The sequence below is a fragment of the Streptomyces sp. TLI_146 genome, from assembly GCF_002846415.1.
Classification (GTDB): Bacteria; Actinomycetota; Actinomycetes; order Streptomycetales; family Streptomycetaceae; genus Streptomyces.
Window position 1 is genome coordinate 2948838 of record NZ_PJMX01000001.1, and the last position, 15363, is coordinate 2964200.

Sequence of the window (15363 nt, forward strand, 5' to 3'; positions counted from 1 at the left end):
GTGTCGGTCCGGGTCTCAGCAGCCGCGGTCGACCAGGTCGAAGGTCGCGTAGTGGTCCGAGGTGTAGTAGTCCTCGTCCGCCTGCTGGCCGGTGACGATACGGCGGGCGCCGCGCGTCGGGGAGCCGGGCGTCGTCACGGTGTACTCGTGGTAGTAGCCGCTCGGCTCCGAGGGCAGCACGTGCTCGCGGTTGGAGAAGACGACGCCGTCCTGGGAGTACGGGAACGGGCCGCCCTTGTCGATGAGGCGGAACGTGTCGTACGCCTGCGAGGGCAGCGCGGAGTAGCAGACGCTGCCGACGCTCTGGACGGAGGCGGTGGCCGGAAGAGCGGTCGGGCCGAGGAGGAGGGTGGCGGCAAGGGTCGCTATTCCGCCGAGCGTGGTGATGCGTGGGGGGATTCTCATGCGGTCATGATGACGCGCGTAGAACGGTGATCGTCAACGGCAAGTCGGTTGAATTTCCCACGAGTTAACCTGCGACACCGAGCCGTAACCGGGGCGCCCGCAAGTCTTTGCCCTCATGGGAAGAAATTGGCCATTCTTTCGTTTCGGCGAACTAAAGGCCTTGCTACTCTCTCCGCCCATGGACCCCAGCCTCGATGCCGACCGCGCCAAGGCGGTCGAAGACCTTCTCTCCGTGACGCGCGAACACAGCGGCGTCACCGTGATGTTCCACACCGCGGTCGCCGAAAGACAAGGCCTCGGCGCCTCCGAGACCAAGACGCTCGATCTGCTCGAACGGTTCGGTCCGCTCACCGCCAAGGAACTCTCCCAGCACACCGGCCTCGCCCCCGCGTCCGTCACCGGCCTCGTCGACCGCCTGGAGGCCAAGGGGTTCGTACGGCGTGCCAAGCACCCCACGGACAAGCGGCGCGTGCTCATCGAGATCCGCTGGGAGAACATCGACGGCCTGAAGCGGTTCTTCGTGGACTGGTCCCACCAGGTGGCCGAATTCTGCGAGGAGTTCACGACGGAGGAGCTGGGGACCGTGGTCCGCTTCCTGACCGGCACCAGCGCGCTCCAACGGGAGGCGGCGGCGCGGCTCGGACCGTAGCGCGGCCGCCCTCACCCCGCCCCGTACACCACCCCCGGCTCCGCCGCCTCCGCCAGCAGCCGTCGTGCCGTCTCCCCCGCCTCCGCCGGGGTCCAGCGGGCCCCCTTGTCCGCCGTCGGGCCCGGGCGCCAGCCCTCCATGACCGTGATGCGGCCCCCCTCCGCCTCGAAGACGCGGCCCGTCACGCCCTCGCTCGCCGCCGAGCCGAGCCACACCACCAGCGGCGACACGTCCTCGGGCGCGGCCGCGAGGCCGGTGAAGACCTGCTCGGTCATCCGGGTGCGCGCCGCCGGGGCGATCGCGTTGACCTGGACGCCGTACCGCGCGAGCTCCGCCGAGGCCACCAGGGTGAGGCCGACGATCCCGGCCTTGGCCGCCGCGTAGTTCCCCTGGCCCACACTGCCGAGCAGCCCCGCCCCGGAGGTCGTGTGGACGACCCGGGCCACCGGCCGGCGGCCCGCCTTCGTCTCGGCGCGCCAGTGCGCCGCCGCCTCGCGCAGCGGCAGGAAGTGACCCTTGAGATGGACCCGGACCACCGCGTCCCAGTCGTCCTCGTCGAGGTTGACCAGCATCCGGTCGCGCAGGAAGCCCGCGTTGCCGACCAGCGTGTCGAGGCGGCCGAAGTGGTCCAGGGCCGCCTCCACCAGGGAGGCCGCGCCCTTCGCCGTCGCGATGTCCCCGCCGTGCGCGACCGCCTCGCCGCCCGCCGCGCGGATCTCGGCGGCGACCAACTCGGCCGGGCTGCCGGGGGCCGGGGCGCCGTCGAGGCCGACGCCGAGGTCGTTGACGACGACCTTCGCCCCCTCGGCCGCGAACGCCAGGGCGTGCGCCCGGCCGAGCCCCCGCCCCGCCCCGGTCACCACGACGACCCGCCCCGCACTGATGTCTGCCATCTCAACTCCCTTGCTGTTCGGGTGACTTGTTGACGGTGGCCGCGTCCAGGAACGCCGGGCGCTCGCCGCCGCCGTGGACCAGGAGGGACGCGCCGGTGATGTACGCGGCCCGGGCGGAGGCGAGGAAGACGGCCGCGTCCCCCACCTCGGCGGGCTCGGCGAGCCGCCCGAGCGGCACGGTCCGGGCGACGGCCGCGACGCCCTCCTCGTCGCCGTAGTGCAAAGGGGCGAGCTCGGTGCGGACCATGCCCAGGACCAGCGTGTTGACCCGCACCGCGGGCGCCCACTCCACCGCCATCGAGCGGGCCAGGTTCTCCAGGCCCGCCTTGGCGGCGCCGTACGCGGCGGTGCCGGGCGAGGGGCGGGTACCGCTGACGCTGCCGATCATCACCACCGAGCCGCCGGACGCCCGCAGCAGCGGGTACGCGGCGAGCGAGGCGGTGAGCGGCGCGGTGAGGTTGAGCTCCACCACGCGCGTGTGGCGCTCGGCCGACGACTCGTCGAGCAGGCGGTAGGGCGTGCCGCCCGCGTTGTTGACGAGCACGTCGAGGTGCCCGTAGGCCGTGGCGACCGCGTCGAAGAACTCCCGTACGGCAGCGGGTTCGCGCAGGTCGAGCGGGCGGAACTCGGCCTCGCGGCCGCCCGCTTCGACCGGCCGCTCCGGTGGTCTGCGGGCGCAGACCACCACCTCGGCGCCCGCCGCCAGGAACGCCCGCGCGATGCCCGCGCCGACGCCCCGGGTGCCGCCCGTGACGACCGCCGCCTTCCCGGCCAGCTCCATCCGCGCTACCTTCCTCACCTAACAAATGTTTGGTGGAAAGGTAGCTGATCCGCTCATGGGTGTCTCCACCACCGGCCCCGAGAAGGGGATTTCGCTCGTCACCGTCGACTTCCCGCCCGTCAACGCGCTGCCCGTGCACGGCTGGTACGAGCTGGCCGACGCGGTCCGCGCGGCCGGGCGCGACCCCGGCGTCCGCTGTGTGGTCCTGGCCGCCGAGGGGCGCGGCTTCAACGCCGGGGTCGACATCAAGGAGTTGCGGCGCGACCCCGGCCACGGCTCGCTCCTGGGCGCCAACCGGGGCTGCTACGAGGCCTTCGCGGCGGTGTACGAGTGCGAGGTGCCGGTGGTCGCGGCGGTGCAGGGGCACTGTCTGGGCGGCGGGATCGGCCTGGTGGGCAACGCCGACGTGGTGGTGGCGAGCGAGGACGCCACCTTCGGGCTGCCCGAGCTGGACCGGGGCGCGCTCGGCGCCGCCACCCATTTGGCCCGCCTCGTCCCCCAGCACCTGATGCGCGCGCTCTACTACACCTCGCGCACGGCCACGGCCCGGGAGCTGCTGGCCCACGGATCGGTGTGGAAGGTGGTCGGTCGGGCCGAACTCCTCCACTCTGCCCTGGAGTTGGCGCGGGAGATCGCCCGCAAGGACGGCTCGCTGATCCGGCTGGCGAAGGCCGCCATCAACGGCATCGACCCCGTCGACGTCCGCCGCAGCTACCGCTTCGAGCAGGGCTTCACGTTCGAGGCCAACCTCAGCGGGGTGGCCGACCGCATCCGCGACACCTTCGGCGAGGAGCCGGGGAAGGGGAGTGAGCGGGCATGACGGACAAGACCATGACGCCCGAGGACGTCGTCGCCCGGCTGCGCAGCGGCATGACCCTCGGCATCGGCGGCTGGGGCTCGCGCCGCAAGCCGATGGCGCTGGTCAGGGCGCTGCTCAGATCACCGGTGACGGATCTGACGGTGATCTCGTACGGCGGCCCGGACGTCGGCCTGCTCGCGGCCGCCGGGCGGATCCGCAAGCTGGTCGCCCCCTTCGCCACCCTCGACTCCATCCCTCTTGAGCCGCACTTCCGCGCGGCGCGCGAGGCGGGGGCGTTCACGCTGACGGAGATCGACGAGGCGATGTTCATGTGGGGGCTGCACGCGGCCGCCAACCGGCTGCCCTTCCTGCCGGTACGGGCCGGACTCGGCTCGGACGTCATGCGGGTCAACCCCGGGCTGCGGACGGTGACTTCGCCGTACGAGGACGGGGAGACATTCGTCGCCGTGCCCGCGCTGCGCATGGACGCGGCCCTGGTCCACCTCAACCGCGCCGACCGGCTCGGCAACGCCCAGTACCTGGGCCCCGACCCGTACTTCGACGACCTGTTCTGCGAGGCCGCCGACAGCGCGTACGTCTCCTGCGAACGCCTCGTCGAGCCCGGCGGCTTCGCGGACGCCGTCCCGCAGACCCTCCTGGTCGGACGCCACTCGGTCACGGGTGTCGTCGAGGCGCCGAACGGGGCGCATTTCACGTCGTGCGTGCCGGACTACGGGCGGGACGAGCCGTTCCAGAAGCTGTACGCGACGACTCCGTGGGAGGACTTCGCCGTGCGGTTCCTGTCGGGGCCGGACGAGAAGAGCTATCAGTCGGCCGTGCAGGCCTGGCACGAGGAGGTCCGATGACGGGTCCTGCCGTCAGCCGAGCCGAGTACTGCGTGATCGCCTGCGCCGAGGCGTGGCGCGGCGACGGGGAGGTGCTGGCCAGCCCGATGGGCCTGATCCCGTCGCTCGGCGCGCGCCTCGCCCGGCGCACCTTCGCCCCGGACCTGCTGCTCACCGACGGCGAGGCGACGCTGGTCGGGGCGGACGGGGCGGCGGAGGGCTGGCTGCCGTACCGCCGCCATCTGACCATGGTCACCGGGGGCCGGCGGCACGTGATGATGGGCGCGAGCCAGCTCGACCGGTACGGCAACCAGAACATCTCCTGCATCGGCGACTGGGCGGCGCCCACGCGCCAGCTGCTCGGGGTGCGCGGCGCCCCGGTCAACACGCTCAACAACCCGGTGAGTTACTGGGTCCCTCGCCACTCCCCCCGGGTGTTCGTGCCCGAGGTCGACATGGTGTGCGGCGTCGGCTACGACCGGGCGGCCGCCGCCGGGGCGCGCTACCACTGCCTCCCCCGGGTCGTCACCGACCTCGCCGTCCTCGACTTCGCCACCCCGGACCGCACGATGCGGCTGGCGTCGCTGCACCCCGGGGTGACGGTGGCGCAGGTGCGCGCGGCCACGGGCTTCGAGCCGGCGGTGCCGGACGAGGTCCCCTTCACCCGGGACCCGTCGGCCGAGGAACTGCGCCTGATCCGGGAGGTGCTGGACCCGGAGGGGCGGCGCGAGGCGGAGGTACGCGGCTGATGGAGACGGCACTGACCCGGCTGGTGGGGGTGCGGCACCCGATCGTGCAGACCGGGATGGGCTGGGTGGCCGGGCCCCGGCTGGTGACGGCCACCGCCGAGGCCGGCGCGCTGGGCATCCTCGCCTCGGCGACGATGACCCTCGACGAGCTGCGCGCGGCGGTACGGAAGGTCAAGTCCCGTACGGACGCGCCGTTCGGGGTGAATCTGCGGGCGGACGCGGGGGACGCGCGGGAGCGGGTGCGGATCATCGTGGAGGAGCGGGTACGGGTGGCGTCCTTCGCGCTCGCCCCCTCGCGGGAGCTGATCGCGGAGCTCAAGGACGCGGGGGTGGTGGTCATGCCGTCCGTCGGGGCGCGGCGGCACGCCGAGAAGGTGGCGGCGTGGGGCGCGGACGCGGTGATCGTCCAGGGCGGGGAGGGCGGCGGGCACACCGGCGAGGTGGCGACGACGGTCCTGCTGCCGCAGGTCGTGGACGCGGTGGACATCCCGGTGGTGGCGGCCGGGGGCTTCCACGACGGGCGCGGTCTGGTGGCGGCGCTGGCGTACGGGGCGGCGGGGGTCGCGATGGGCACGCGGTTCCTGCTCACCTCGGACTCTCCGGTGCCGGACGCGGTGAAGGCGCGGTATCTGGCGGCGGGGGTGTCCGACGTGACGGTGACACGGGCGGTCGACGGCCTGCCGCACCGCATGCTGCGCACGGAACTCGTGGCGTCGCTGGAACGGTCCGGGCGGATACGTTCGCTGGCCTCGGCGGTGCGCCACGCCGCGGCGTTCCGCGCGCTGTCGGGCACGTCCTGGGCCCGTCTCGTGGCCGACGGCCGCGCGCTGCGCCACGGCAAGGACTTGAGCTGGAGCCAGGTCCTGCTGGCGGCCAATACGCCGATGCTGCTGCGGGCGTCGATGGTGGAGGGGCGGGTGGAGGCGGGGGTGATGGCGTCCGGGCAGGTGGCGGGGGTGATCTCGGATCTGCCGAGTGTGGGCGAGCTGGTGGAGAGGGTGGTGGGGGAGGCGGAGGCGACGGCGTCGCGGCTCGGGGGTTTGTCCCCCACCCCGCCCCTTCCCTAAACCCTCCGGGGGCGGGTGGTGGGTGGAGGCTCGTCTCCCAGGGGCTTCGCCCCCGGACCCCGTTCGCGGGGCCTGCGGCCCCTGCACCCCGCTGCGTTCGTCTGCGGACCGTGCTGGGTTGCTCGCGCAGTTCCCCGCGCCCCTAACTACCCAGGGGCGCGGGGAACTGCGCGCTCAGCCATCCACGGTCCGCAGACGAAGCACCCGGCCGCCCGCCCGAGGGCTTTCGGGAAGGGGCGGGGTGGGGGCAAAAACCCCGGCTACGCCGGGGCGCTGCGGCGGCCGCCCGTCTGCGGACGGCCCCGGCGCGCGCCACCGCCCTGAGCGCGGGCACCCTGCGGCTGGGAGCCACCCCGGGCGCCACCCTGCGCCGAACCCTGGCCCGCACGGCCCGAGCGGGCGCCCGAGCGGGCCCCCCGGCTCCGGGTACGCGCACCCGACGGCGGCGTAGGCGCGGGCACCTCGATCACGACCGGCACACCCGACGGCTCGCGCGCCCCCGTGACCCGTACCAGCTCTTCGTCGCTCGACTTCACCGCCGCCGTCCGGGGACGGATCCCCGCGAACGTCATCAGGCGGCTCATCTCGCGCTTCTGCTCGGGCAGGACCAGCGTCACGACGCTGCCCGACTCGCCCGCGCGGGCGGTGCGGCCGCCCCGGTGGAGGTAGTCCTTGTGGTCGGTGGGCGGGTCGACGTTGACGACCAGGTCGAGGTCGTCGACGTGGATGCCGCGCGCCGCCACGTTCGTCGCGACGAGCGCGGTGACCTGGCCGTTCTTGAACTGCTCAAGGGTGCGGTTGCGCTGCGGCTGGGAGCGGCCGCCGTGCAGGCCCGCCGCCCGTACGCCGCTCGCGAGCAGCCGCTTGACCAGCCGGTCCACCGAACGCTTGGTGTCCAGGAACATGATCACCCGGCCGTCGCGCGCGGCGATCCGCGCGGTGACGGCCTTCTTGTCGGTCTCGTCCTGGATGTAGAGGACGTGGTGTTCCATCGTGGTGACCGCGCCCGCCGACGGGTCCACCGAGTGCACGACCGGGTCGGTCAGGAACATCCGGACCAGCCGGTCGATGTTCTTGTCCAGGGTCGCCGAGAACAGCATCCGCTGACCGCCCGGCTCGACCTGCTTCAGCAGCGCCGTGACCTGCGGCATGAACCCCATGTCGGCCATCTGGTCGGCCTCGTCGAGGACCGTGATCCGGACCTGGCCGAGCTGGCAGTCCCCGCGCTCTATGAGGTCCTTGAGGCGGCCGGGCGTCGCCACGAGCACCTCGGCGCCGCGGCGCAGCGCGTTCGCCTGCTTGGTGAGCGAGAGGCCGCCCACGACCGTGGTCAGGCGCAGGTTGACGGCCGTGGCGTACGGCGTCAGCGCGTCGGTGACCTGCTGGGCCAGCTCACGCGTCGGCACGAGCACCATGGCGAGCGGCGCCTTCGGCTCGGCGCGCTGTCCTGCCGTACGGGCCAGCATCGCGAGGCCGAAGGCGAGGGTCTTGCCCGAGCCGGTGCGGCCGCGGCCGAGGATGTCGCGGCCCGCGAGGGAGTTCGGCAGGGTCGCGGCCTGGATCGGGAACGGCTCGGTCACGCCCTGCGCGGCCAGCGTCTTGAGGAGCGCCGCGGGCATGTCGAGGTCGGCGAAAGCCGCGACCGACGGGAGCGCGGGCGTGATGGTTTCCGGCAGCGTGAACTCACCCTGCGGCTGCACGGTCCGGCCGCGCGCGGACTTCGCGGCGGGCTTGGCGGAGCTGGAGGTGGAGCGCTTGCGGGGGGTCGTACGCGTCATACGGAAATTGCCTTCCTGGGCCCTGGGGACGGACAGCACGCAAGCCGGGACCCGCACCTGCGCGGTGCGGGCCCCGGCTCGGAATTCGCCGTGATCAGGCGGGGAGGATGTTCTCCGCCTGCAGGCCCTTCTGGCCCTGGGTGACCTCGAAGGAGACCTTCTGGCCCTCGAGGAGCTCACGGAAGCCGGAGGACGCGATGTTCGAGTAGTGGGCGAAGACGTCCGGGCCGCCGCCGTCCTGCTCGATGAAGCCGAAGCCCTTTTCCGAGTTGAACCACTTCACGGTGCCAGTAGCCATGTCATTCTCCTGAATAGGTAGGGGCCCCATCCGGAGAAAGCCGGAAAAACAATAATGCGCCTGAGGAACATTCCCGTCAGGCGCACATAAAGTCTATGGGTACCAAAACTGCAACGCGGAAACTGTACCACGTCGCCCCGCTGGGCGCAGGTGCGGCCGTGTGGGCCGCACCACTCCCCCGTGCCTCTCCGGCCCTGGTCACAGCCGTTCGATCACCGTCACGTTCGCCTGGCCGCCGCCCTCGCACATCGTCTGGAGGCCGTAGCGCCCGCCGGTGCGCTCCAGCTCGTGGAGGAGCGTCGTCATCAGCCGTACGCCGGTGGCCCCCAAAGGGTGACCGAGGGCGATGGCCCCGCCGTTGACGTTGACCCTCTCCGGGTCCGCGCCGGTCTCCTTCAGCCAGGCGAGCACCACCGGCGCGAAGGCCTCGTTGATCTCGACCAGGTCGATCGCGTCGATCGTCAGGCCCGTCTTCTTCAGCGCGTACGCGGTCGCCGGGATCGGCGCCGAGAGCATCCGGATGGGGTCCTCGCCGCGCACCGAGAGGTGGTGGATCCGGGCGCGCGGGGTGAGCCCGTGCTCCCGTACGGCCCGCTCGCTCGCCAGGAGCATCGCGGCGGCGCCGTCCGAGACCTGGGAGGAGCACGCGGCGGTGATCGTGCCGCCCTCGACGACCGGCTTGAGGGCGGCCATCTTCTCCGCGGTCGTGTCGCGGCGCGGCCCCTCGTCGACGCGCACCTCCCCGTAGGGCACGCTCTCGCGTGCGAAACGGCCCTCGTCGAGCGCCCGGATCGCGCGCCGGTGCGAGCGGAGCGCGAACTCCTCCTGGTCCTCGCGGCTGATCCGCCACTTGCGCGCGATGAGCTCGGCGCCGTGGAACTGGTTGACCGGCTGGTCCCCGTACCGCGCCCGCCAGCCCGCCGAGCCGGCGAACGGGCCCTCGGTCAGGCCGAGCGGCTCGGCCGCCTGCCGGGAGGCGAAGGCGATCGGGATCATCGACATGTTCTGGGTGCCGCCCGCGACGACCAGGTCCTGGGTGCCGGAGAGCACGGCCTGGGCCGCGAAGTGCACGGCCTGCTGGGAGGAGCCGCACTGGCGGTCGACGGTGACGCCCGGCACCTCCTGCGGCAGCCCGGCCGCCAGCCACGCGGTGCGCGCGATGTCCCCGGCCTGCGGCCCGACCGCGTCGAGGCAGCCGAAGACGACGTCCTCGACGGCGGCCGGGTCGATCCCGGAGCGCTCGACGAGCGCCCTGAGCACATGCGCCCCCAGGTCCGCCGGATGCGCGCCCGCGAGCCCGCCGCCGCGCCGCCCCACCGGGGTGCGCACCGCTTCGACGATGAATGCCTCGGCCATTCCCCATCTCCCTTGACGTGCCGGCGAATTACTCGCGTACGGCGATTCCGTCCAGCACCATCGACAGGTACTGGCGGGCGATCTCCTCCGGGCTGTGCCGGCCGCCGGGCCGGTACCAGGACGCGGCCACCCACACCGTGTCGCGGACGAACCGGTAGGTGAGCCGGACGTCCAGGTCGGCGCGGAACGCCTTCGCCTCGACCCCGCGCTCCAGGGTTCCCAGCCAGGCCTGTTCGAACTTGCGCTGCGAGTCGGCGAGGTAGCCGAAGCGCGGCAGCTCGGTGAGGTGCCTGGACTCCTTCTGGTAGATCGCGACGGCGGCCCGGTGCCGGTCGATCTCCCGGAAGGACTCGGTGACCAGGGCCTCGATGGTCTCGCGCGGCCCGAGCCCGGCGGCGAGCACGGCGTCGTACCCCTCCCACAGCTCGGTCAGGAAGGTGGAGAGGATCTCGTCGAGCATCGATTCCTTGGAATCGAAGTGGTAGTAGAGACTGCCCGCGAGCATGCCGGCCTCGTCGGCGATCCTGCGGACGGTGGTGGCGTTGTAGCCCTGGGCGGCGAACACCTCGGCCGCGGTGGCGAGGAGTTCTCCGCGCCGCTCGGGCACGGCGGTCACCTGCTGCTTCTTGTTCTTCGGCACGGGTCCATTGTGGTCCTGGCGGGCGCTAGGGGTGCTGGCTGCTGACGGCTACGACCTCGCCCGTCATGTAGGAGGAGTAGCCGCTGGCCAGGAAGACGATCACGTTGGCGACCTCCCACGGCTCGGCGTACCGCCCGAAGGCCTCCCGCGCGGCGAGCTCGTCCAGGAGCTCGGCCGAGGTGACCTTGGCGAGGTGGGGGTGCATGGCGAGGGACGGCGAGACCGCGTTGACCCGCACCCCGTGGGCGGCCGCCTCGATCGCCGCGCAGCGGGTGAGCGCCATGACGCCCGCCTTCGCGGCGGCGTAGTGGGCCTGCCCGGCCTGGGCGCGCCAGCCGACGACGGACGCGTTGTTGACGATCACCCCGCCGAGGCCGGTGGCCCGGTAGGCGCGCAGGGCGGCCCGGGTGCACCGGAAGGTGCCGCCCAGGGTGACGTCCAGGACCCGGTCCCACTGCTCGTCGCTCATGTCGGCGAGCTCGGCCGTGCCGCCGAGGCCCGCGTTGTTGACGACGACGTCGAGGCGGCCGTGGATCCGTACCGCCTCCGCGAACAGCGCGCGCACCTGGGCGTCGTCGGTGACGTCACAGGGCAGCGCGGCCACCGCGGCGGCGCCGAACTCGGCCGCGAGCGCCTCCTCGGTCTCCTTGAGCCTGCGCGTGTGCGCGTCGCTCACCAGCACCCGCGCGCCCTCCTCCAGGAACCTGCGGGCGGTCGCGCCGCCGATCCCGGCCCCGGCGGCGGCCGTGACGACGGCGGTGCGGCCGTCGAGGAGGCCGTGCCCGGGCACGTACGGAACCTTGTTGTCGGTCACGCTCGCAGGCTAACCTACCAAACACTTGTTAGGGAACGGCTTGTTGAGGGAACGGTCGCGAAGGGGCGGGCCCCGCAATGGACTTGAACCACACGGCCGAGGAGGACGCCCTGCGCACCGAGGCGCGCGAGTGGCTCGCGGCCCATGTGCCGGCCGCGCCGCTCCCCTCCCTGGAGACGGCGGAGGGCTTCGCCGCGCACCGGGAGTGGGAGGCCGAGCTGTACGCCGGGCGGTGGTCGGCCGTCTCCTGGCCCGAGCGGTTCGGGGGCCGGGGCGCCGACATCTTCGGGTGGCTGGCCTTCGAGGAGGAGTACTGGGCGGCGGGGGCGCCCGGCCGGGTCTCCCAGAACGGCATCAGCCTGCTCGCGCCCACACTGTTCGACCACGGCAGCGAGGAGCAGCGCGCCCGGGTGCTGCCGGACATGGCGAGCGGGGCGGTGGTGTGGGCGCAGGCCTGGTCGGAGCCGGAGGCCGGGTCGGACCTGGCGTCGCTGCGGTCGCGGGCCGTGCGCGCGGACGGGGGCTGGCTGCTGTCGGGGCAGAAGACGTGGTCGTCGCGGGCCGCGTTCGCCGACCGCGCCTTCGGCATCTTCCGCACCGAACCGGCGGCGCCCCGGCCCCACCAGGGCCTGACCTATCTGATGTTCGACCTGCGGGCCCCCGGCGTGACCGTCCGCCCGATCGGCCGCCTCGACGGCAGACCGGCGTTCGCGGAGCTGTTCCTGGACAAGGTGTTCGTCCCCGACGAGGACGTCATCGGGGAGCCGGGGCAGGGCTGGCGCATCGCGATGTCGACGACCGGCAACGAGCGCGGGCTGACCCTGCGCTCCCCCGGCCGCTTCCTGGCCGCCGCCGACCGGCTCGTACGGCTGTGGCGCGAGCGCGGCGAGGACCGGGGGGCGAGCGACCGGGTGGCGGACGCGGTGATCGGGGCGCGGGCCTATCAGCTGTTCACGTACGCGGGCGCGTCCCGTTTCGCGGCGGGCGGGGAGATGGGCGCGGAGTCGAGCCTGAACAAGCTGTTCTGGTCGGAGTACGACATCGAGCTGCACGAGACGGCGCTGGAACTGCTGGGCCCGGAGGGCGAGTTGTCCCGGTCGCCCGACGGCTGGGCGGAGGGGTACGTCTTCGCGCTCGCCGGACCCGTCTACGCCGGTACGAACGAGATCCAGCGCGACATCGTCGCCGAGCGGCTGCTCGGCCTCCCGAAGGGCCGCCGATGAGGTTTCTGCCGACCGCCGAGCAGCGCGACTTCACCCGCTCCCTGGACGCGCTACTGACCGCCTCGGACACCCCGTCGGCCGTACGGGCCTGGTCGGCCGGGGACCACGGGCCCGGCCGGACGCTGTGGGCGCGGCTCGCCGACGCGGGGGTGTTCGCGCTGGCGGCCCCCGAGACGCAGGACGGAATGGGCCGGCTGCCGGTGGAACTAGCCCTCGCCCACCGCGAGTTGGGCCGCCACGCGGTGCCGGGCCCGCTGGTGGAGACGGCGGCGGCGACGGCCCTGCTGTCCCACCTGGCGGACGCGGGCGACCCAGCCCCGGCCAAACGCCTGCTGCCGGGCCTGCTGACGGGCGAGACCGTGGTCACGCTGGGGGTGCCGGAGGGCGGGGGGTATGTGCTGGACGCGGAGGGGGCGGATGTGGTCCTGGTGGTGACGGGGGCGGACGGGGCCGCCCCCGGCTCCGGCCCCGAGCTGCGGCTCGCCCCCGGCCACGGGCCCGTCCACCCGTCCCTCGACCCCGCGCGGCGGCTCGCCCGCCCCGACCCCGGCGGGGAACTCCTCGCCGCCGGGCCGCCGCTGGCCGGGGCGGTCGGGTGCGCGGTCCGCTGGGCGCGGCTCGCGGCGGCCGCGCAGGCGGTCGGGGTGGCGGAGGAACTGCTGCGGCGGACCGTCGCGTACGTCAAGCAGCGCACCCAGTTCGGGGTGCCGATCGGCTCGTTCCAGGCGGTCAAGCACCGGCTCGCGGACACGCTGCTCGCGGTGGAGTTCGCCCGGCCGCTGGTGTACGGGGCGGCCCTCACCCTCGCCCCGGGCGACCTCGCGGCGGCGAAGGCGGCGGCGGGCGAGGCCGCGTACACGGCGGCCCGCGCCGCGCTCCAGCTCCACGGCGCGATCGGCTACACCGAGGAGCTGGACCTCTCCCTCTGGCTCCGCAAGGCCCGCCCGCTACGGGACGCGTGGGGCACACCGGCGCGGTGCCGGGCGGAGGTACTGGCGGCGTACGTCTAGCAGTCCTGTTCGTCTGCGGACCGTGGGTGGCTGGTCGCGCGGTTCCCCGCGCCCCTGAGACGCGCCCCTTCGGGGCGCCCAGGGGACCAGCCCCCACCGGCCCGCAGACGAATGACCGCCCTCCCGGCGTACCCCTAGACCTCCTCGCGCGGCGGCTCCGTCCCGCCGCCCCGGCGGATCGTGCGCAGGGCGGCCCCCGGGCGCCACGCCCGCAGGACGATCTCCTCCGTCTCCTTGTCGATGCCCGTGTGGACCACCTCGGTCAGCTCGGCCCGGAAGAGGAGGAACGGCTCGGGCGGATGCACCTCGTCCGCGTACCGGGCGAGCTCCCCGGGGTCGACGACCTCGACCGCCCGCCCGCTGACCCGGACGTCGCCGTCGGCCATCTCCGCGTCGGGCCCCGGGTTCGCCTGCACCGCGAAGCGCGGGTCGCGGCGCAGGTCGTACGCCTTGCGGGAGTTCGGCATCATGCCGAGCCACAGCTCGCCGCCCCGGATCTCGACCTCAAGTCCGGTGACCCGGGGGCTGCCGTCCGCGCGCAGGGTCGCGAGGACGTGGTGCTTGTACAGGCGGAAACGCTCCCGCACGGCCCCGGCGAACCCCGGCTCGGCGGCCTCGAACTCTTCCCAACGGAATCTCTGCGGTGTCTGCGCTGCGTGCGGTGTCATGCGCCCAGCAAACCGCAGATGCCCGACACCTTCTCTGGATTATTCGGGCGTCCGGTCCTGGAACGACGGCAGGGTGAAGATCCGTTCCTTCGACGCGTCGTCCATCAGCTCGACCAGCGGCAGCACCAGTTCCCACAGGTCGCGTTTGTCGACCTCGCGGGCGAGCGCGTCCAGGTGGTCGTCCGTGAGGGCGGACGCGGAGGCCGCGATCGTCTCGCGGGAGGCGGTGGGGAGGAGCTCGACCAGGGGCAGGAACTCCGCCCACAGGCCCGTGGCCACCACCGCCGGGACCATACCGGTCAGCACGTCGGGGTCGCGCAGGGACGGAAGGAGGGCCACCGCCCGGCGGTCGTCCTCGGAGAGCAGGGCCACCAGGGGGAGCAGGGACTCCCACAGATCCTGCGCGGCCACGGTGCGTACCAGCGAGTCGAGGCGCTCCGGCGGCTGGCGGGCCGCCAGCGTGGCGATGCGGGTGCGCTGGTCGCCCGTCACCAGGCCCGCGACCGCCAGCGCCTCGGGCCACAGGCCGTCCGCCGCCGACGCCACGACCCGCGCCAGGCGCTCCTCGCCCATCAGGTCGACTATGCGGTTCAGGTGGTGGGGGAGGTCGATCACGCTGCCTGTCCTCAGCACCACCGCGTCCTCGACCTGCGGGAGGATCCGCTCCAGGGCCGAGTCGCGCAGATGGCCCACGAAGCGGCCCATGGTGAGGTGGTCGCCGCGTTCGGCGAGGGCGACGGAGACGCGTACGAGGAGGTTCTCGTCGAGGCGGTCCACGATGCCGGGGATGCGGCGCGGGTCCAGGTGCGCGCACGACTCGGCCGTGAAGGCGACCGGCAGCTTCTCGATGATGTCGGCCGCCCTCGCGGGTTCGAGCCTGCCCGCCACCGCGGCCGCCAGCCGCGGCCCCAGCGCCTTCTGGGAGATCGCGGCCGCGACCCCGGCGGGCACCAGCTTGGTGGCGCGGGCGATCCGGTCGAGCATCTCCGGCGCCCCGTCGAAGAGCGCGGCCACGGTCTGCTCGCGCAGCCGCCGCAGGTCGTCGGCGGGGAGCGCGGACAGGAACGCGAGTTCGTCCGGTTCGCGGCCGAGCAGGCGGGCGATCTTCTCCGTCTCGGCGCGGCCGAGGAGCTTGTCCATGTCGGTCACCGGCTCACTTGAAGAGGATGCGGCGGACGGGGCCCCGGGCGAGCGCGGGGACGAGCTTCAGCGCCTCCTCGGCGGCCTCGCCGAGACCGGCGGCCCGGGCGGCCCGCTCCTCGCGCAAGGCGGCGGCAAGGAGCGCCAGTTGATCATCCGTCAGGGACGCCAGGGCCTGCGGCGGCGCCGACCCCAGCTCCGTACCCAGTCGTGACAGCGCTTCGGTGCTCACGCAAACCTCCTGGCGA

The 15363-nt window shown here is 73.5% G+C and carries 18 protein-coding genes; 7 read left to right on the forward strand and 11 right to left on the reverse strand.

What is annotated here, in order from left to right:
- Positions 1 to 15: 15 nt before the first annotated feature.
- Positions 16 to 405 (reverse strand): ribonuclease domain-containing protein, encoded by a 390-nt coding sequence (locus BX283_RS13440; RefSeq protein ID WP_101387854.1) that lies wholly within the window; start codon positions 403 to 405, stop codon positions 16 to 18.
- A 178-nt stretch (positions 406 to 583) separates the two neighbouring features.
- Between BX283_RS13440 and BX283_RS13445 the strand changes: the two genes are divergently transcribed.
- A complete protein-coding gene (locus tag BX283_RS13445) occupies positions 584 to 1054 on the forward strand; it encodes a MarR family winged helix-turn-helix transcriptional regulator (protein WP_101387855.1) in 471 nt (156 codons plus the stop codon).
- Positions 1055 to 1065: 11 nt separating this feature from the next.
- Here BX283_RS13445 and BX283_RS13450 read toward each other — a convergent pair whose 3' ends face one another.
- Both BX283_RS13450 and BX283_RS13455 read right to left on the reverse strand, forming a co-directional pair.
- Positions 1066 to 1947, reverse strand: coding sequence for an SDR family oxidoreductase (locus BX283_RS13450; RefSeq protein WP_101387856.1), 882 nt, complete (start codon positions 1945 to 1947; stop codon positions 1066 to 1068).
- A 1-nt stretch (position 1948) separates the two neighbouring features.
- On the reverse strand, positions 1949 to 2728 hold the full coding sequence (locus BX283_RS13455; RefSeq protein ID WP_101387857.1) for an SDR family oxidoreductase: 780 nt from the start codon (positions 2726 to 2728) through the stop codon (positions 1949 to 1951).
- Between the two features lie 55 nt (positions 2729 to 2783).
- Here BX283_RS13455 and BX283_RS13460 point away from each other — a divergent pair, with 55 nt between their 5' ends.
- The 4 genes from BX283_RS13460 to BX283_RS13475 are packed head-to-tail and all read left to right on the forward strand — an operon-like array spanning position 2784 to position 6188.
- Entirely contained in the window at positions 2784 to 3548 is a 765-nt protein-coding gene (locus BX283_RS13460; protein ID WP_101387858.1) for an enoyl-CoA hydratase family protein, read from the forward strand.
- Complete coding sequence (locus tag BX283_RS13465) at positions 3545 to 4393, forward strand: CoA transferase subunit A (RefSeq protein WP_101387859.1); 849 nt, start codon at positions 3545 to 3547, stop codon at positions 4391 to 4393. Before BX283_RS13460 ends, BX283_RS13465 begins: the two co-directional genes overlap by 4 nt.
- Positions 4390 to 5121, forward strand: a complete 732-nt coding sequence (locus tag BX283_RS13470; protein WP_101387860.1) for a CoA-transferase subunit beta — start codon at positions 4390 to 4392, stop codon at positions 5119 to 5121. The genes BX283_RS13465 and BX283_RS13470 overlap by 4 nt, the downstream gene beginning before the upstream one ends.
- Positions 5121 to 6188, forward strand: coding sequence for a nitronate monooxygenase family protein (locus BX283_RS13475; RefSeq protein ID WP_101387861.1), 1068 nt, complete (start codon positions 5121 to 5123; stop codon positions 6186 to 6188). Before BX283_RS13470 ends, BX283_RS13475 begins: the two co-directional genes overlap by 1 nt.
- A 260-nt stretch (positions 6189 to 6448) precedes the next feature.
- Here BX283_RS13475 and BX283_RS13480 read toward each other — a convergent pair whose 3' ends face one another.
- The 5 genes from BX283_RS13480 to BX283_RS13500 form a co-directional block, all read right to left on the reverse strand.
- Positions 6449 to 7966 (reverse strand): DEAD/DEAH box helicase, encoded by a 1518-nt coding sequence (locus tag BX283_RS13480; protein ID WP_101387862.1) that lies wholly within the window; start codon positions 7964 to 7966, stop codon positions 6449 to 6451.
- Positions 7967 to 8060: 94 nt separating this feature from the next.
- On the reverse strand, positions 8061 to 8264 hold the full coding sequence (locus tag BX283_RS13485) for a cold-shock protein (RefSeq protein ID WP_053727847.1): 204 nt from the start codon (positions 8262 to 8264) through the stop codon (positions 8061 to 8063).
- A 198-nt stretch (positions 8265 to 8462) separates the two neighbouring features.
- Positions 8463 to 9620, reverse strand: a complete 1158-nt coding sequence (locus BX283_RS13490; protein ID WP_101387863.1) for an acetyl-CoA C-acetyltransferase — start codon at positions 9618 to 9620, stop codon at positions 8463 to 8465.
- 28 nt (positions 9621 to 9648) lie between these two features.
- Positions 9649 to 10260: a TetR/AcrR family transcriptional regulator gene (locus BX283_RS13495; protein WP_101387864.1), complete on the reverse strand. Its 612-nt coding sequence runs from the start codon at positions 10258 to 10260 to the stop codon at positions 9649 to 9651.
- A gap of 25 nt (positions 10261 to 10285) precedes the next feature.
- A complete protein-coding gene (locus BX283_RS13500; protein WP_101387865.1) occupies positions 10286 to 11074 on the reverse strand; it encodes an SDR family oxidoreductase in 789 nt (262 codons plus the stop codon).
- A 77-nt stretch (positions 11075 to 11151) separates the two neighbouring features.
- On the opposite strand from BX283_RS13500, the gene BX283_RS13505 reads away from it, so the two are divergent.
- Both BX283_RS13505 and BX283_RS13510 read left to right on the forward strand, forming a co-directional pair.
- A complete protein-coding gene (locus BX283_RS13505; protein WP_101387866.1) occupies positions 11152 to 12297 on the forward strand; it encodes an acyl-CoA dehydrogenase family protein in 1146 nt (381 codons plus the stop codon).
- Positions 12294 to 13307, forward strand: coding sequence for an acyl-CoA dehydrogenase family protein (locus BX283_RS13510; RefSeq protein WP_101387867.1), 1014 nt, complete (start codon positions 12294 to 12296; stop codon positions 13305 to 13307). The genes BX283_RS13505 and BX283_RS13510 overlap by 4 nt, the downstream gene beginning before the upstream one ends.
- 134 nt (positions 13308 to 13441) lie before the next feature.
- On the opposite strand, the gene BX283_RS13515 is transcribed toward BX283_RS13510, so the two are convergent.
- Genes BX283_RS13515 through BX283_RS13525 form a run of 3 tightly spaced genes read right to left on the reverse strand, consistent with a single transcriptional unit; the run spans position 13442 to position 15347 of the window.
- Positions 13442 to 13975, reverse strand: a complete 534-nt coding sequence (locus BX283_RS13515) for a pyridoxamine 5'-phosphate oxidase family protein (protein WP_101387868.1) — start codon at positions 13973 to 13975, stop codon at positions 13442 to 13444.
- A 39-nt stretch (positions 13976 to 14014) separates the two neighbouring features.
- Positions 14015 to 15115 (reverse strand): hypothetical protein, encoded by a 1101-nt coding sequence (locus BX283_RS40055; protein WP_143676637.1) that lies wholly within the window; start codon positions 15113 to 15115, stop codon positions 14015 to 14017.
- Between the two features lie 13 nt (positions 15116 to 15128).
- Entirely contained in the window at positions 15129 to 15347 is a 219-nt protein-coding gene (locus tag BX283_RS13525; RefSeq protein WP_101387869.1) for a hypothetical protein, read from the reverse strand.
- Positions 15348 to 15363 lie beyond the last annotated feature (16 nt).

Coding starts and splice junctions, on each gene's coding strand:
- BX283_RS13440 (WP_101387854.1), bottom strand. CDS start 405: ATGAGAATCCCCCCACGCATCACCACGCTCGGCGGAATAGCGACCCTT.
- BX283_RS13445 (WP_101387855.1), top strand. CDS start 584: ATGGACCCCAGCCTCGATGCCGACCGCGCCAAGGCGGTCGAAGACCTT.
- BX283_RS13450 (WP_101387856.1), bottom strand. CDS start 1,947: ATGGCAGACATCAGTGCGGGGCGGGTCGTCGTGGTGACCGGGGCGGGG.
- BX283_RS13455 (WP_101387857.1), bottom strand. CDS start 2,728: ATGGAGCTGGCCGGGAAGGCGGCGGTCGTCACGGGCGGCACCCGGGGC.
- BX283_RS13460 (WP_101387858.1), top strand. CDS start 2,784: ATGGGTGTCTCCACCACCGGCCCCGAGAAGGGGATTTCGCTCGTCACC.
- BX283_RS13465 (WP_101387859.1), top strand. CDS start 3,545: ATGACGGACAAGACCATGACGCCCGAGGACGTCGTCGCCCGGCTGCGC.
- BX283_RS13470 (WP_101387860.1), top strand. CDS start 4,390: ATGACGGGTCCTGCCGTCAGCCGAGCCGAGTACTGCGTGATCGCCTGC.
- BX283_RS13475 (WP_101387861.1), top strand. CDS start 5,121: ATGGAGACGGCACTGACCCGGCTGGTGGGGGTGCGGCACCCGATCGTG.
- BX283_RS13480 (WP_101387862.1), bottom strand. CDS start 7,966: ATGACGCGTACGACCCCCCGCAAGCGCTCCACCTCCAGCTCCGCCAAG.
- BX283_RS13485 (WP_053727847.1), bottom strand. CDS start 8,264: ATGGCTACTGGCACCGTGAAGTGGTTCAACTCGGAAAAGGGCTTCGGC.
- BX283_RS13490 (WP_101387863.1), bottom strand. CDS start 9,620: ATGGCCGAGGCATTCATCGTCGAAGCGGTGCGCACCCCGGTGGGGCGG.
- BX283_RS13505 (WP_101387866.1), top strand. CDS start 11,152: ATGGACTTGAACCACACGGCCGAGGAGGACGCCCTGCGCACCGAGGCG.
- BX283_RS13510 (WP_101387867.1), top strand. CDS start 12,294: ATGAGGTTTCTGCCGACCGCCGAGCAGCGCGACTTCACCCGCTCCCTG.
- BX283_RS13515 (WP_101387868.1), bottom strand. CDS start 13,975: ATGACACCGCACGCAGCGCAGACACCGCAGAGATTCCGTTGGGAAGAG.
- BX283_RS40055 (WP_143676637.1), bottom strand. CDS start 15,115: ATGGACAAGCTCCTCGGCCGCGCCGAGACGGAGAAGATCGCCCGCCTG.